Annotated in this window: 14 protein-coding genes; 5 read left to right on the forward strand and 9 right to left on the reverse strand. The window is 45.0% G+C overall.

What is annotated here, in order from left to right:
• Window positions 1-226 precede the first annotated feature (226 nt).
• The 5 genes from ispC to rpsB form a co-directional block, all read right to left on the reverse strand.
• Window positions 227-1,423: a 1-deoxy-D-xylulose-5-phosphate reductoisomerase gene (gene ispC, locus ABLA76_RS08165; protein WP_348987548.1), complete on the reverse strand. Its 1,197-nt coding sequence runs from the start codon at window positions 1,421-1,423 to the stop codon at window positions 227-229.
• A gap of 175 nt (window positions 1,424-1,598) precedes the next feature.
• Window positions 1,599-2,156 carry a ribosome recycling factor gene (gene frr / locus ABLA76_RS08170; RefSeq protein WP_348987549.1) on the reverse strand — a complete coding sequence of 186 codons (558 nt, stop codon included), beginning with the start codon at window positions 2,154-2,156 and terminating at the stop codon, window positions 1,599-1,601.
• Between the two features lie 172 nt (window positions 2,157-2,328).
• Window positions 2,329-3,057: a UMP kinase gene (pyrH, locus tag ABLA76_RS08175; protein ID WP_047769023.1), complete on the reverse strand. Its 729-nt coding sequence runs from the start codon at window positions 3,055-3,057 to the stop codon at window positions 2,329-2,331.
• Window positions 3,058-3,200: 143 nt separating this feature from the next.
• Entirely contained in the window at window positions 3,201-4,058 is an 858-nt protein-coding gene (gene tsf, locus ABLA76_RS08180; RefSeq protein WP_047769025.1) for a translation elongation factor Ts, read from the reverse strand.
• A 168-nt stretch (window positions 4,059-4,226) separates the two neighbouring features.
• Complete coding sequence (rpsB, locus tag ABLA76_RS08185) at window positions 4,227-4,952, reverse strand: 30S ribosomal protein S2 (RefSeq protein WP_047769027.1); 726 nt, start codon at window positions 4,950-4,952, stop codon at window positions 4,227-4,229.
• Window positions 4,953-5,338: 386 nt separating this feature from the next.
• On the opposite strand from rpsB, the gene map reads away from it, so the two are divergent.
• The 4 genes from map (at window position 5,339) to ABLA76_RS08205 (ending at window position 10,256) form a co-directional block, all read left to right on the forward strand.
• Entirely contained in the window at window positions 5,339-6,136 is a 798-nt protein-coding gene (gene map, locus ABLA76_RS08190; RefSeq protein WP_047769029.1) for a type I methionyl aminopeptidase, read from the forward strand.
• 154 nt (window positions 6,137-6,290) lie between these two features.
• On the forward strand, window positions 6,291-8,945 hold the full coding sequence (glnD, locus tag ABLA76_RS08195; RefSeq protein WP_348987550.1) for a bifunctional uridylyltransferase/uridylyl-removing protein GlnD: 2,655 nt from the start codon (window positions 6,291-6,293) through the stop codon (window positions 8,943-8,945).
• Window positions 8,946-8,982: 37 nt separating this feature from the next.
• Window positions 8,983-9,807: a 2,3,4,5-tetrahydropyridine-2,6-dicarboxylate N-succinyltransferase gene (dapD, locus tag ABLA76_RS08200; RefSeq protein ID WP_348987551.1), complete on the forward strand. Its 825-nt coding sequence runs from the start codon at window positions 8,983-8,985 to the stop codon at window positions 9,805-9,807.
• 62 nt (window positions 9,808-9,869) lie between these two features.
• Complete coding sequence (locus ABLA76_RS08205; protein WP_348987552.1) at window positions 9,870-10,256, forward strand: DUF3461 family protein; 387 nt, start codon at window positions 9,870-9,872, stop codon at window positions 10,254-10,256.
• A gap of 83 nt (window positions 10,257-10,339) precedes the next feature.
• Here the strand turns inward: ABLA76_RS08205 and ABLA76_RS08210 are convergent, their stop codons facing one another.
• From ABLA76_RS08210 to syd, 4 genes are all read right to left on the reverse strand, one after another.
• Entirely contained in the window at window positions 10,340-10,786 is a 447-nt protein-coding gene (locus ABLA76_RS08210) for a flavodoxin (protein WP_285808483.1), read from the reverse strand.
• A gap of 35 nt (window positions 10,787-10,821) precedes the next feature.
• A complete protein-coding gene (truC, locus tag ABLA76_RS08215; RefSeq protein WP_047769040.1) occupies window positions 10,822-11,574 on the reverse strand; it encodes a tRNA pseudouridine(65) synthase TruC in 753 nt (250 codons plus the stop codon).
• Window position 11,575: 1 nt separating this feature from the next.
• A complete protein-coding gene (locus ABLA76_RS08220; protein WP_348987553.1) occupies window positions 11,576-11,902 on the reverse strand; it encodes a YqcC family protein in 327 nt (108 codons plus the stop codon).
• Window positions 11,903-12,500: 598 nt separating this feature from the next.
• On the reverse strand, window positions 12,501-13,052 hold the full coding sequence (syd, locus tag ABLA76_RS08225; protein ID WP_348987554.1) for a SecY-interacting protein: 552 nt from the start codon (window positions 13,050-13,052) through the stop codon (window positions 12,501-12,503).
• A gap of 445 nt (window positions 13,053-13,497) precedes the next feature.
• On the opposite strand from syd, the gene ABLA76_RS08230 reads away from it, so the two are divergent.
• Complete coding sequence (locus tag ABLA76_RS08230; RefSeq protein WP_348987555.1) at window positions 13,498-15,189, forward strand: cholesterol oxidase substrate-binding domain-containing protein; 1,692 nt, start codon at window positions 13,498-13,500, stop codon at window positions 15,187-15,189.
• Window positions 15,190-15,311: the final 122 nt, after the last annotated feature.

The raw sequence follows: 15,311 nt of genomic DNA on the forward strand, positions 1-15,311 counted from the left end.
GGTAAACTCAATCACTTCTAAACATGAAAGGCCGTATTCCGTGTCAACAATTAGCACGGATAGCACGGCTATTTCAGGCACGACTGAATGAAAGCCTTTAACCTGTGCTTATCTATGATTAGAATGCAAGCACCAGATGATTGAAATGGCTATTATAGCAACTGTAATTTACCCGCGAACTATATCATTTGCCAAAACGCAAACCTATACTTATTAATAAAACTGGCTATTTGGCAAAAGTGCTTATGGCTTCTCGCGCTAAGGCCCTGGCTATGTTATCGATTTCTAAGACCTCTTCGATACTTTGCGGTTCAGATAAATTTACTTTTTCAACGACCAACCGATTGATTGTCGCAATATCGGTGAAACGGATCCCACCTTGCAAAAAAACATCAACGGTTTCTTCATTTGCTGCATTTAACGCCGTTGTTGCCGCCTGCCCCCGGTGACAAGCCTCAATCGCCAGTTTCAAACAAGGATAACGCTGATAATCCAGAGATTCAAAAGTGAGCAAACTCAATTCGGTAAAATCCAGTGGCTTTGCCCCGGATGGAATACGATTAGGATAAGCCATCGCATAGGCAATTGGAGTACACATGTCCTGTGTTCCCAATTGTGCGATGATGCTGCCATCCTGATAACGAACCATCGAATGAATGACCGATTGGGGATGCAATACTACTTCCATTTCATCTGCGGATGCATTGAACAGGTAACGCGCTTCGATATATTCCAATCCCTTGTTCATCATCGTGGCAGAATCCACCGAAATTTTACGGCCCATTGACCAGATAGGATGCGCACACGCTTCATCCGGCGTCACATCGGGCAGATTCACCAAAGGCGTCTTGCGGAACGGCCCGCCCGATCCCGTCAGGATAATGCTGGAAATACCGTGTTCTTTTAGATTTGCCTTGCCGGGATTGTGCTGAACCCCCTCCGGCAGACTTTGGAAAATAGCATTATGTTCGCTATCAATTGGCAGCAATTGCGCTTTGTATTGGACAACCGCCTCCATAAACAGACGGCCACTGGTAATCAACGATTCTTTGTTAGCCAGCAGAACTTGTTTGCCCTTGCGGATAGCCGCCAACGTCGGCAATAAACCTGCGACGCCAACGATGGCTGACATGACTTGATCGACGTTATCCAATGCCGCTAAATCACAAATAGCCTGTTTACCGGACAGCACTTCGGTTTGGCTTCCCTGCGCCTGTAATAACTGACGCAACGCTTTTGCTGACGGTTCATCGGCCATTGCGGCATATTGAGGGTGGAATTCCAAACATTGCTGTGCCATGACTGCAATATTTTTCCCGGCAACCAGTGCGATGACACTGAATTTCTCCGGGTTATGGCGGACAACAGAAAGCGTACTTTTCCCAATCGAACCCGTTGAGCCAAGAATAGTTAACCGTTTCATTTTAATACTCTAAGTATGCTACTGATATAAAATTGCAATGGAAAATCGTAACAGAAAATCTGTCATAGTTTGAGCGGTGCAGATCGCTATGTCCATCGCTTGAGAAAGAAATGTGATACGAAGTGTAAAAGAACAACGCCGCAAGAGTTGCGGCGTTGTATGCGTAAAACGGCAATTAGAAATCCATCAACTCAGTTTCTTTATTTGCCAACGCTTCATCAATTTTCTTAATGAAGCTGTCAGTCAGTTTCTGAATTTCATCTTGTGAACGACGTTCTTCATCTTCACTGATTTCTTTGTCTTTCAGCAGTGTTTTGACCTTATCGTTCGCATCACGGCGAATGTTACGGATGGAGACACGGCCCTGTTCCGCTTCCCCACGAACGACTTTAATAAGATCCTTACGGCGTTCTTCTGTCAGTGGTGGCAATGGAACACGGATAATGGCTCCGGCAGAAGAGGGATTCAGGCCCAGGTCAGAAGCCATGATAGCTTTTTCAACCGCCGCAGACATAGAGCGATCAAATACCGTGATCGCCAAAGTGCGGACATCTTCTGCAACGACGTTTGCAATCTGACGCAGTGGAGTCGCCGCGCCATAATATTCAACGCTGATGCCATCCAACAGGCTAGGAGAAGCACGGCCAGTACGAACCTTGCTAATTTGATTTTTCAGTGCTTCGACGCTTTTTTCCATGCGGTCTTGTGCGTCTTTCTTGATTTCATTAATCACGTTACAAACCCTTGGGAGATGGTTATTTTTTTAGGCCACACTGCGTAAGTCATCAATAAGTGAACTGAATACGCTACGACATATGTGACCCGGTGTCATTAAATTTGGCGCATCAGGACGCTGATCATACCGTCAAATTTCACCAATGTCTCTGAGCACGAACTGTGAAAAATCAGCCGTGAGAAATCAACGTACCTTCACTTTCTCCCATCACAACACGACGAAGTGCGCCTGGTTTGTTCATATTAAAGACACGAATTGGCAGATTATGGTCACGAGCCAGCGTAAAGGCCGCCAGATCCATCACTTTCAATTCACGCTCCAATACTTCCTGATAAGTGAGCTTATTGTAGAGAACGGCTTCAGGATTTTTTGCAGGATCAGCAGAATAAACGCCATCAACTTTGGTTGCTTTTAACACAACATCCGCTTCGATTTCAATGCCACGCAAACAGGCAGCGGAATCTGTTGTGAAGAACGGGTTGCCAGTACCCGCAGAGAAAATAACAACACGACCGTGGCGCAGTAAGCTTATCGCCTCAGCCCAGCTATAATTGTCACACACGCCATTTAATGGGATGGCAGACATCAGACGAGCGTTCACATAGGCGCGGTGCAAAGCATCACGCATTGCCAGACCATTCATCACAGTCGCCAACATGCCCATGTGGTCGCCTACGACACGGTTCATTCCTGCTTCTGCCAAACCGGCACCACGAAACAGGTTACCTCCTCCAATAACGACACCGACCTGAATACCCAGCTCAACCAGTTCTTTGATTTCCTGAGCCATGCGGTCTAAGACACTGGCGTCGATACCAAAACCTTCTGTGCCTTGCAGGGCTTCTCCACTGAGCTTAAGCAGGATTTTCTGATATACGGGTTTTGCATTGGTTGCCATGGTGTTCAGTCCTAAGCAGATAAGGATATTGGGGATTTATTAAGATTGACTCAACTACTACACACCCACGCGATAAAGCCCAGATGTAAAAATTCATCATGAGATAAAACAGAACCGCCAATCGGCGGCTCCGTTCAAGAAAATTAAGACTGTTTGCTCATTGCAGCAACTTCTGCGGCGAAATCAGCTTCAACTTTCTCAATACCTTCACCAACTTCGAAGCGGATGAAGTTGATAACCTTAGCATTGTTTTCTTTCAGCAGATCGCCAACAGATTTGCTTGGGTCCATCACGAAGTTCTGACCAGTCAGAGAGATTTCGCCGGTAAATTTGTTCATACGGCCAGAAACCATTTTCTCTGCGATTTCGCGAGGCTTACCAGACTGCATAGCGATATCCAGCTGGATCTGGTGCTCACGCTCAACAACGTCAGCAGGAACGTCAGTTGGGTTCACGTATTCTGGCTTGCTTGCCGCAACGTGCATTGCGATGTGTTTGATCAGTTCTTCGTTGGCACTTTCAGCCGCAACCAGAACACCGATACGAGCGCCGTGCAGGTAAGAACCCACCGCTTCACCTTCCAGAATAGCAACGCGACGAATGTTGATGTTTTCACCAATTTTCGCGACCAGGCCAGTACGCTGTTCTTCGAACTTCGCTTTCAGTGCGTCGATGTCAGCGTTTTTGTCTGCCATAACAGAAGCAATAACTTCTTTACCGAACGCCAGGAAGCCAGCATCTTTAGCAACGAAGTCAGTTTCACAGTTCAGTTCAACGATTGCTGCGAATTTAGCATCAGCCGCAACTTCAACCAGAATAACACCTTCAGCAGCAACACGGCCTGCTTTCTTAGCCGCTTTTGCCTGACCTGATTTACGCATGTTATCGATAGCCAGTTCGATATCACCATTTGCTTCAACCAGTGCTTTTTTACATTCCATCATGCCTGCGCCAGTACGCTCACGCAGTTCTTTTACCAGAGCAGCGGTAATGTCAGCCATTTGTTTTATTCCTCGATGTGTCTCGCGGGAAGATAATACTCCGCGTGGAAAGTTCTATATCAGATAATAGTTCTATATCAGATAGGTAAAGGGGGCCTTGATAGGCCCCCTAACCAATATATTTCAATACCTGGTCAATAAGGGCTCAAACAAAATGAGCAGGCCTTATTATTCAGCGTCTACCAGATCTTCTTCAGCCTGAACAGCCAGATCTTGAGAACGACCTTCACGAACAGCGGTAGCTGCCGCAGTCAGGTACAGTTTAACTGCACGGATTGCATCGTCGTTACCCGGGATGATGAAGTTAACGCCGTCTGGATCAGAGTTGGTATCAACGATAGAAAAGACAGGGATACCCAGGTTGTTTGCTTCTTTGATAGCAATGTGTTCGTGTTCAGCGTCGATAACAAACAGCGCATCAGGCAGGCCGCCCATGTCTTTGATACCGCCCAGGCTGTTTTCCAGTTTGATAAGCTCACGAGAACGCATCAGCGCTTCTTTTTTAGTCAGCTTTTCAAAAGTACCGTCCTGAGACTGAACTTCCAGATCTTTCAAACGCTTGATTGACTGACGAACAGTTTTCCAGTTAGTCAGCATACCACCCAACCAACGGTGGTTAACGAAGTATTGGTCACAGCTCAGTGCTGCTTCTTTTACGGCTTCGCTAGCAGCACGCTTGGTGCCAACAAACAGAATTTTACCTTTACGGGAAGCGATTTTGTTCAGCTCTGCCAGAGCATCGTTGAACATTGGAACAGTTTTTTCCAGGTTGATGATATGAACTTTGTTACGAGCACCAAAGATGAAAGGTTTCATTTTTGGGTTCCAGTAACGAGTCTGGTGACCGAAGTGAACGCCCGCTTGCAGCATATCGCGCATGGAAACAGTTGCCATTTTAGACCTCTATAAAGTTAATTGGGGTTATGCCTCCACAGATCCCATGACACCGACTCATTAGCTGCGGGCTATTTGTAAAAATGAGCTAACCGCATAAGAGCACCCCGGTGTATGTGCCGATCCGTGTGTGTTATTTACACATAATGAGTTTATTTAGTATCCTTCGTACATTGCATCACATCAGAAACAATGACACAGAATACCGGCGCGTTTTATACCATAAACCACCACCAGACTCCAACATTTGTTACAGCTATGTTTATTACGGCGACTGATTCGGGTTATATTGGCATCCCTTCGGTGGGCTGATACCATTACCGACAATACTTTCCTTAATTAATATCAAGTAGTCGGTAATTTTCCGACTTAAATGGACCCATTTCATGGCTATTTCTATCAAAACAGAAGAAGACATTCAGAAAATGCGGGTTGCCGGACGTCTGGCCGCCGAAGTTCTGGAAATGATTGAGCCTTACGTTAAGGCGGGTGTCACTACGGGTGAACTTGATCGTATCTGCCACAAGCACATAACCGAAAAACAACAGGCCATCTCGGCTTGTCTGGGCTATCACGGCTTCCCTAAATCCGTGTGCATCTCCGTCAATGACGTGGTTTGCCACGGCATTCCAAGCGATGATAAGGCGCTGAAAGAAGGTGATATCGTCAATATCGACGTGACCGTCATCAAAGATGAGTTCCACGGTGATACTTCTAAAATGTTTATTGTCGGCAAGCCAACCATTCAAGGTGAGCGCCTGTGTCGCGTCACGCAGGAAAGCTTGTATCTTGCCCTGAAAATGGTTAAACCCGGCATCCGTCTGCGTACCATCGGCAAGACAATTCAGCAATTTGTCGAAAGTCACGATTATTCTGTTGTCCGCGAATACTGCGGTCACGGTATCGGCAGAGGCTTCCACGAAGAACCTCATGTTCTGCATTATGATGCGGATGATGGCGGCGTGATATTGCAAAAAGGGATGGCATTCACCATTGAGCCGATGGTCAACGCGGGTGATTTTCGTATCCGCTCCATGAAAGATGGCTGGACAGTTAAAACCAAAGATCGCGGTTGGTCTGCTCAGTATGAGCACACTATTGTCGTTACCGATAATGGTTGTGAAATCATGACATGGCGCCAAGAAGAAGAAGCGCATATCTCGGCAGTATTAGAAAACGCATAATTGCCAGCTAATACAATTTATTAAATTTAATCAACAAGCTCCCTGCTATCTTCAACCCACCGGGAGCTTTTATCTCTGTCAATAATCCCTGTTCAACCTATCATTTTCTCAGTAATCTGATCATCATGGGCTTTCTCACGATAGGTTTCTGCATATGCCGGTTGATATCTCCTTAGCGCAAGCACCCGTTCCCCCCCTTTCTCCTGTGGAGTTTTCCCACGATGATCTGCAATTCCCCGCCCTTAAACAGCATGTTGATGAATTCCAGCTCTGGCTTGAACACGCATTCAAGGCAGGGATCTCACCGGATGCACTGATTTACACCCGCAGTGACTATATTGATCAACTTTTAAAACGATTATGGCAGGAACAGGGATTTGATCCGATCGATTCCTTTTCCCTGATTGCGGTAGGTGGCTATGGTCGCCGCGAATTACATCCTCTCTCTGACATTGACCTATTGATTCTGAGCAAATTGCCATTAACTGAAGAACAATCAGCCCGTCTTGGCCAGTTTATTGCCCTACTTTGGGATATCCGGCTTGAAGTCGGTCATAGTGTCAGGACATTCGAAGAATGTCAGCAAAAAGGGCTTTCCGACCCCACTATAGCGACTAATCTCATTGAATCCCGCCTGATTTGCGGAAATTTGCCGCTATTTTTGCGATTACAGAAATATATTTTCAGTGATGATTTCTGGCCATCCGCTCAATTTTTCGCAGCCAAAATTACGGAACAACAGGAACGCCATCAACGCTATCACAGCACCAGTTACAATCTGGAGCCAGATATCAAAAGCAGCCCAGGTGGCCTGCGCGATATCCATACCTTACTTTGGGTTGCTCATCGCCATTTTGGTGCTACCTCTTTAGATGAAATGGTCAATTTTGGTTTCCTGACCCAAGAAGAACGCAATGAATTGAACGAATGTCAGAATTTTCTCTGGCGTATCCGTTTTGCGCTTCATTTGGTGGTTACCCGTTACGATAACCGGTTGCTGTTCGAAAGCCAGTTTAGTGTCGCCAGACTACTCGGCTATGAAGGGGAAAGAAATCAGCCGGTCGAGCGAATGATGAAAGATTTCTATCGCATGACCCGCCGTGTCAGTGAGCTAAATAACATGCTGCTGCAACTGTTTAATGAAGCCATTTTGGCACTGCAACCTAATGAAAAACCCCGCTTCCTGAACACCGAATTTCAATTGCGGGGAAACCTTATCGATCTCATTGATGAAACACTGTTTAGCCGCGATCCCATTTCAATATTGAGAATGTTTTATCACATGGCTGAACATCATGAAATTGAGGGGATCTATTCCACGACATTACGCCAACTTCGCTATGCCCGCAGAAACCTGACTACGCCGTTATGCGAACTCCCCGAAGCACGAAAAATTTTCATGGATATTCTGCGCCACCCCCGTGCAGTTACAGGGGCATTACTCCCGATGCACCTGCATAGTGTCCTGGGGGCTTACATGCCATTTTGGAGTCATATTGTCGGCCAGATGCAATTTGACCTTTTTCATGCTTATACCGTTGATGAACACACCATCCGCGTACTGCAAAAACTGGAAAGTTTTGCTGATGAAAACAACCGCGTGATCCACCCGCTGTGTGTTGAACTTTATCCGCACCTGCCTCAGCCAGAGCTACTGCGATTGGCGGCGTTTTTCCATGATATTGCCAAAGGACGCAACGGTGACCATTCTGAACTCGGTGCCAAAGATGCCTTCGCATTCGCACTACAGCATGGCCTGACCAACCACGAAGCCGAATTGGTGGAATGGCTGGTTTGCGACCATCTGCTGATGTCAGTGACCGCACAACGGCGGGATATTCAAGATCCTGAGGTTATCCAACAATTTGCCAGTCAGGTTAAAAACCAAAATCGCCTTAATTACTTAGCCTGCCTGACTGTTGCAGATATTTGCGCCACCAACGCTAAACTGTGGAATAGCTGGAAACAGAGCCTGATACGTGAACTCTATTTCGCCACTAAGACCCAATTACACCAAGGTATCCAAAACACCCCTGATTTACGGGAACGCATCCATAACAATCGCTTGCAGGCATTGGCTCTTCTGCGCCAGGAAGAAATTAACGAACAGCGCTTGCACAACATCTGGAGCCGTTGCCATGCAGATTATTTCCTGCGCCATACCCCCGACCAATTAGCGTGGCACGCTAGCCATTTAATCCATCACCTCCCCCCGGAACCCATGGTTTTGATCAGCACCGCATTTTCTCACGGTGGCACAGAAATTTTCATTTGGTGCCAGGACCGGCCTTCGCTTTTTGCGGCTGTTGTTGGGGAATTGGACAAGCGTAATTTAAGTGTCCATGATGCTCAAATTTTCACTAATCGTGATGAAATGGCGATGGATACATTTGTCGTTTTAGATCCTAACGGTCATCCACTGGCGTTTGATCGCCACGAACCTATCCGCCGTGCCTTATTGAAAGTCGTGAATGATCCGCATCCTGACGTCCCAAAGGCACGCAATCTGCCTGCCAAATTGCGCCATTTTAATGTCCCTACCAAAGTCAACTTCTTACCGACAAAAAATGCTCGCCGTACTTACATGGAATTGGTCGCATTGGATCAACCAGGATTATTGGCACGGGTAGGTAATATTTTCGCCGAATTGGGGGTTTTCTTACATGGAGCACGCATTACGACTATTGGCGAACGTGTGGAAGACTTTTTTGTATTGGCGGATAAAGATCAAAACGCATTACATAAAAAAATAAGGGATGAACTCTCAGAAAGGTTGACAGAGGCTCTCAACACACGAGATAAACTATAGCAAGATTCTCTTAACAGAAATTAGGAACCGCATACTTATGCAGCAATTACAAACGACTATCGAAAATGCATTTGAAGACCGCGTCAACATCACCCCAACTACTGTTGATAGCGCAACCCGTGATGCCATTAATCAAGTTATTCAAATGCTGGACAGTGGCAAACTGCGGGTTGCTGAAAAAATCGACGGAGAGTGGGTAACTCATCAATGGCTGAAAAAAGCGGTATTGCTTTCCTTCCGCATTAATGACAATCAAGTGATGGAAGGGGCTGAAAGCCGCTATTTCGACAAAGTACCGATGAAATTTGCTGACTATGATCAAGCTCGTTTCGAAAAAGAAGGATTCCGGGTCGTGCCTCCTGCGGCTGTCCGCCAGGGGGCTTATATTGCCCGCAATACCGTATTGATGCCGTCTTATGTCAACCTCGGTGCTTACGTGGATGAAGGCACAATGGTGGACACTTGGGCCACCGTCGGTTCCTGCGCACAAGTCGGTAAAAATGTTCACTTATCCGGTGGTGTTGGCATTGGCGGTGTCCTGGAGCCATTGCAGGCCAACCCAACCATCATTGAAGACAACTGCTTTATCGGTGCACGCTCTGAGATTGTAGAAGGCGTAATCGTAGAAGAAGGCTCCGTGATCTCAATGGGGGTTTACATCGGCCAGAGCACCAAAATCTACGATCGTGAAACCGGCGAAATCCATTATGGTCGCGTACCCGCAGGTTCTGTCGTCGTCTCCGGTAATCTTCCGTCAAAAGATGGCAGCTACAGCCTATATTGCGCTGTTATCGTGAAAAAGGTGGATGCCAAAACCCGTGGCAAAGTGGGTATTAATGAACTGCTGAGAAATATTGATTAAATAAAAAACAACCGCGCCACCCATTAGGGTGGCTGTTAATATTAATAACTAGGTAGCGCGCTATGTACGATAACTTGAAAAGTTTGGGGATCACACATCCTGAAGATATTGATCGCTATAGCCTCCGTCAGGAAGCGAATAACGACATCCTGAAGATTTATTTCCGCAAGGATAAGGGCGAATTCTTTGCCAAAAGCGTTAAATTTAAGTATCCACGCCAGTTAAAGACCATCCCTGACGAACACTCAAGCCAAGGTTATAAAGAAATCAAAGAGATCAACACCAACCTGCGCTATGTTATTGAAGAGTTAGATCAGATCTGCAAACGTGATCAGATCGAAGTGGATTTACAACGCAAAATTCTCGACGACTTACGCCATCTAGAACACGTCGTTGCAAACAAAATTGCAGAAATTGAAGCCGATTTGGAAAAATTGGCCCGTAAGTAAATGATGTCCGTTTGTTATACACCGCTTATCCTTTCCAATGCTCAAACCCAATAAAGGCATAAGCGGTATCATCGATCACGTTCTTACAACAAAGCCCCCCACGTCTTAATCCAGTCTTGGGCAAAGACTTCAGGTTCAACGACTTCAATCGCATCAATCAGCAACATCTCACCGATTCGTTTGGCTCCCTGTTCCTGTAACAGTTCATCAAAAGTACGGCCCCCCCCACAGAAAGTGTCGTAACTGCTGTCACCTAACGCAATCACGCCATAGCTCAGATCGGGCTGATAACCCAACTTATCATTTAATTCTGTATAGAGCGGCTGGATATTGTCAGGCAGATCGCCTTGTCCTGTTGTCGAAGTGACCACTAAAACAACGTGTTGCAAATACTCTTGCCATTGTTCTAAGGTTGCATCTTCAAAAACCGCAACCTCGTGCCCCAGCGGCTCAAGTATCTGCTGCGCTTCTTCCGCAACCGCTAATGCATTGCCATAAACTGTACCAACGAAAACACCAATCTTTGCCATAGATATTGATCTCTTTAATCGGTTTGATACTGCGTTCATTCATGAATAGGGAGACATTCCAGATCAGACACAATACCCTGCCAGCCAAATTGTTCAAGCAAATGCTGCCATGATTGATCCCAGCGTGCAGTCAGAAGAAGGTTTTCTCCTGTCACCGGATGCTTGAGTTGAAGATGGCTGGCATGCAGCATTAACCTGCCAGTCTGATAATATTTAACAACGCCTCGATTTTGTCGCAAATCGCCGTGCGTGGTATCCCCAATGATCGGATGTCGAATATGTGCCATATGCCGCCGCAATTGATGTTTACGACCGGTCTTTGGCATCAGCTCCAACAGGCTGAAACGAGATGTTGGATAACGCCCTATCTCAACCGGACACTCTGCGTTTGCCAATGAACGGTAAGAAGTCACGGCGGGTTGCGCTGCTCGATCTGTATCAGCAAATTTATCCGCAATTTTATCCAACTGTTCCATTAGGGCATAGTCGATAATATCATCACCTTCAACATAACCCCGCACAACAGCGTGATACGTTTTTTGTATCTCGTGGAATTCAAATTGTTGCGAAAGTGCTCTGGCGACGTCACTGGAAAGCGCCATCAGCAAAACGCCCGATGTGGGTTTGTCCAGACGATGGACGGGAAAAACATGCTGCCCAATTTGATCACGCAATGTCTGCATCACAAAAACCGTTTCATGGCGTGCCAGCCAGCTGCGGTGAACCAACCATCCGGCGGGTTTATTGACCGCAACAATATGTTCATCCTGATAAATGATCTCCAGCATGTCAGACATCCTGCATAAACAGGTTATCTAATGCCCGTAAATGTTCAAGCAAAGGTAAAAAACGCACCGCGTCTTCTTTAAAAGCCTCTTCAAAATAGGGGGCAATGGAAAATGCCGTCGGCAGGCTGGCATCCTGCTCTATCAGGGCGCACATCCTTGGGATTAACACCCACTGAAGCCACTCTTCTGCTGACATGGTATCAATGGAAAAAGGTTCGGTGCTGTCAAAGGCTTCTGGTTTAGGGGGGTAATTTTGCCATACCCCCACCATTTTCATGGTAGCTTCAATGAGCTGTAATTTATGTAAAATTTGTTTCTCGATACTCATGATGTTTCGTCTGATGCTTGTCTGTTGTTCAGATGACAGAAACTGCCACCGTGTCATTGGGACGTAAGAGTATCATTGATATGATTTCAGCGGAAAAGTTACGGTAGGAAAATAGCGGCAATAGTTAAAGCAAACAGTTGAAATAAACAGTTATGGCAATACAAATGAGTAAGAGGAGAGAGGTTCTCTCTCCTCTTGAGTGGCTGTCATAGCAATCCGGCTACATGGGGTGCTTCCTGCTCATTTCCCTGACAAAATACATCCTTGTCAGTTATCCTTTATTATACTGATAGTTTTTAGCATTCCTGCCTATACCTAATCATCCTTGTACCATCTTCCCGATGGGTTTATTCCCTGGTTATTGTTTTGCAGTGGTTCCTTGCGGAACAGTGAAAGGATCTACGATCCAGCGTCTTGAAACAAGCAACTGAATCAGCATCGTAAGAGATATGAAAAATGCACATTGAGGTAATATTACGCATATTATTGATATAGCATAAAAATAATTTCACCAAATAATATTCACGCTATGATTAGAAGAGATATCTCACGTGAAATGTGAGATATCTCTTACAAAAAAGCTAACCAATATCTGCAATTAACTGCACATAACAGGATTGATAACCGAAAGGAAACTTGCCAAATCTGCGGATAACATTTTCCGATCCTGGCGACCAAACTGTTCAAGAATCACTTGCCCTGTCAAATTACACACAGAGATCAAGCCCATATCGGAATCGGTCGTCCCAATAAAGACAGTAGGCGAGAGCTTTAACCGCTTCTGTGTAACAAGATGACCAATCAGGTTTTCCTGCAAGCGAATAAAATCATCTTCACTCCATGCCTGAATCAGGCTGAAATTTTGTCCGGCAAAACTGGCCGTCATATCACCCGCAACCTGCATCACATAATAATCATGAATGGAGTCCTGCAAACGGATCTCCAGTGCAGTTTCTACCTTGCTGAGTTTTTCCTGCGCAGAAAACGACCGTGGAAGCCAATGCACCACACCCTCTCCCGTGCGCTCGATACAGGGTGAAGGTATGCCATACAACTCACTGCTGGCTGGCGGAAACCCTGTTTTCTCTTGCCATAATTCAACATAACGGCGGGTAAAGTCAGAGAGTGCCTCTGTCACATTAAAGATCATATGATTATATCATCCACATTTTCAGGCTTATAAGGGTGATGTTACCCTCTATTTCAATAAATTATAAAATTTATCATGGCATTCTATTTTATATCCTATATACCAATCTAACTTCAAGATGCATGTTATATTTCCCTGCGTAGCAGAGAAATATAAGGCCTCACGTCGTCTTGCGGATTGCAACTTGAAGTTTATCGAATATATATTTTATTTCCATAAAATAGTTATTAACAAATAGCTTTTAACAAATAGCTCTTAGAAAATAGCTCTTAGCAAATAGATATATACCAATCCAACGTCAAGATGCGGGTTATATTTCTCCGCGCAGCGGGGAAATATAAGGCCTCGCGTCGTCTTGAGAATTGCAACTTGAAGTTTATCGAGTATATTGTTGAACTTATATTAAAAAAGTCACCCTACAAATTAAAAACGAAGGAAATAAAACATGCCATCACCTGACCAACTGAAACAAGAAGATATTTATTTACAAAATGAGATAATTACAAAAATAGAATATCACTTACCCAACTTTCCCCAAGACGTAATCTGGAAAATGATTAATTTTAAAAACTGGTCAGGAGAAATTTGCGCCGACAATATACCATATTGTATACCTAGAACTATTGAAGAGGTGATTTCCGTTGTCAATTGGGCATGGAAAGAGAATTATAAACTAAGACCCATCGGACAATCACATAATTGGTCACCACTCATATTGGAATCAGGGCAAAGTTTCAAAAATCACATTATATTGATGGATCTTTCCTCGCATTTCACCCATGTTAATATCGAGCATCGTGCTCAATTTTCTATAGTGACTGCGCAACCCGGCGTATTAATGGAAACATTAATGGCCCAAATGGAAGAACAAGGCTTGGGTTTTACTGCCACACCTGCTCCCGGTGATTTAACACTCGGCGCTGTTCTTGCAATAGACGGGCATGGAACTGCCATTAAAGCCGTTGATGAAACGCCACTTCCTGGACACACATTTGGCTCCCTCAGTAATACGATATTATCCCTGTCTGCTGTTGTATGGGATAAAGAAAACCAGCAATATACCATTAAACGTTTTGAGCGAAATGAACCTGATTGTGCACCGCTATTAACGCATGTCGGATGCGCTCTGATTTTAGAAGTGCAATTTCAGGCAGGTCGAAATCAACGCCTTCGCTGCCAAAGTTTCACCGATATTCCAGCGGATGAGTTATTTGCCCTGCCAGAAAACACAGAAAAAAAACAGACCTTGAGTTATTTTCTGAATAAAAGTGGTCGGGCCGAAATCATTTTATTTCCTTTTACCAAGACACCGTGGCTAAAAGTCTGGAGTGTGGCACCAACCAAACCCGCTTCCAGCGTTGAAGTTAATGCGCCCTATAACTACCCATTTTCCGATAATATTTCATCAACCTTATCGGATATTGCGGATAATATTCTGGCTAACTTTCCTCTGATTACGCCGCTTGTTGGTGAAATGCAATATCAACTGACACATGCAGCCTTGCAAAACTATGGAAAAGATATCTGGGGTTGGAGTAAGAACCTGCTGTTATATGTCAAACCAACCACATTACGTGTCACCGCAAATGGTTATGCGGTATTAACACAACGTACAAATATCCAGCTTGTGCTGAATAAGTTTTATACTCAGTGGCAGGGATTAATACAGCACTATACAAATCAGGGGAAATATCCCATCAATGGCCCGCTTGAAGTTAGAGTCACTGGGTTAGATGATCCGGCTGAAGTGATGTACACAGGAGCAACGGTTCCCAGCTTATCCGCTATCCGTCCCCGTTTGGATCATCCAGAATGGGATGTGGCCGTTTGGCTTGATGTCTTAACTTTTCCAGAAACCCCCTATGCCATTGAATTTTGCCACCAATTTGAACAATGGCTATTCAACGAATTTGATGGTTCTTATGCCTCTGCTCGTGTTGAATGGAGTAAAGGTTGGGCTTATGGTTCTCACACTGCATGGGAGAATAAAGAAATATTAACCAAAACAATCCCAGCATCATTAACTGAGGGTTTACCTGCTGATAACAACTGGATTTCAACAGTTGCAGCATTACAGAAGTACGATCCACATCACGTATTTAGATCACCATTATTGGATACCTTGTTTTCTGGTTAACCGCTTTCTGATTAGTAAGACCCTAATAAATAGCAGATATAGAAATATACCTGCTATTTAAGTTCAATAGCACGGATGCTGACTTCACCCATTACGCCAATAAAAGCGACAATAATATTGGT

This window comes from Xenorhabdus sp. SGI240 (assembly GCF_040081915.1).
Taxonomy (GTDB): domain Bacteria; phylum Pseudomonadota; class Gammaproteobacteria; order Enterobacterales; family Enterobacteriaceae; genus Xenorhabdus; species Xenorhabdus bakwenae.

Coding starts and splice junctions, on each gene's coding strand:
- tsf (WP_047769025.1), bottom strand. CDS start 4,058: ATGGCTGACATTACCGCTGCTCTGGTAAAAGAACTGCGTGAGCGTACT.
- pyrH (WP_047769023.1), bottom strand. CDS start 3,057: ATGGCAACCAATGCAAAACCCGTATATCAGAAAATCCTGCTTAAGCTC.
- map (WP_047769029.1), top strand. CDS start 5,339: ATGGCTATTTCTATCAAAACAGAAGAAGACATTCAGAAAATGCGGGTT.
- ispC (WP_348987548.1), bottom strand. CDS start 1,423: ATGAAACGGTTAACTATTCTTGGCTCAACGGGTTCGATTGGGAAAAGT.
- dapD (WP_348987551.1), top strand. CDS start 8,983: ATGCAGCAATTACAAACGACTATCGAAAATGCATTTGAAGACCGCGTC.
- syd (WP_348987554.1), bottom strand. CDS start 13,052: ATGATCTTTAATGTGACAGAGGCACTCTCTGACTTTACCCGCCGTTAT.
- truC (WP_047769040.1), bottom strand. CDS start 11,574: ATGCTGGAGATCATTTATCAGGATGAACATATTGTTGCGGTCAATAAA.
- ABLA76_RS08220 (WP_348987553.1), bottom strand. CDS start 11,902: ATGAGTATCGAGAAACAAATTTTACATAAATTACAGCTCATTGAAGCT.
- rpsB (WP_047769027.1), bottom strand. CDS start 4,952: ATGGCAACTGTTTCCATGCGCGATATGCTGCAAGCGGGCGTTCACTTC.
- ABLA76_RS08210 (WP_285808483.1), bottom strand. CDS start 10,786: ATGGCAAAGATTGGTGTTTTCGTTGGTACAGTTTATGGCAATGCATTA.
- glnD (WP_348987550.1), top strand. CDS start 6,291: ATGCCGGTTGATATCTCCTTAGCGCAAGCACCCGTTCCCCCCCTTTCT.
- ABLA76_RS08205 (WP_348987552.1), top strand. CDS start 9,870: ATGTACGATAACTTGAAAAGTTTGGGGATCACACATCCTGAAGATATT.
- ABLA76_RS08230 (WP_348987555.1), top strand. CDS start 13,498: ATGCCATCACCTGACCAACTGAAACAAGAAGATATTTATTTACAAAAT.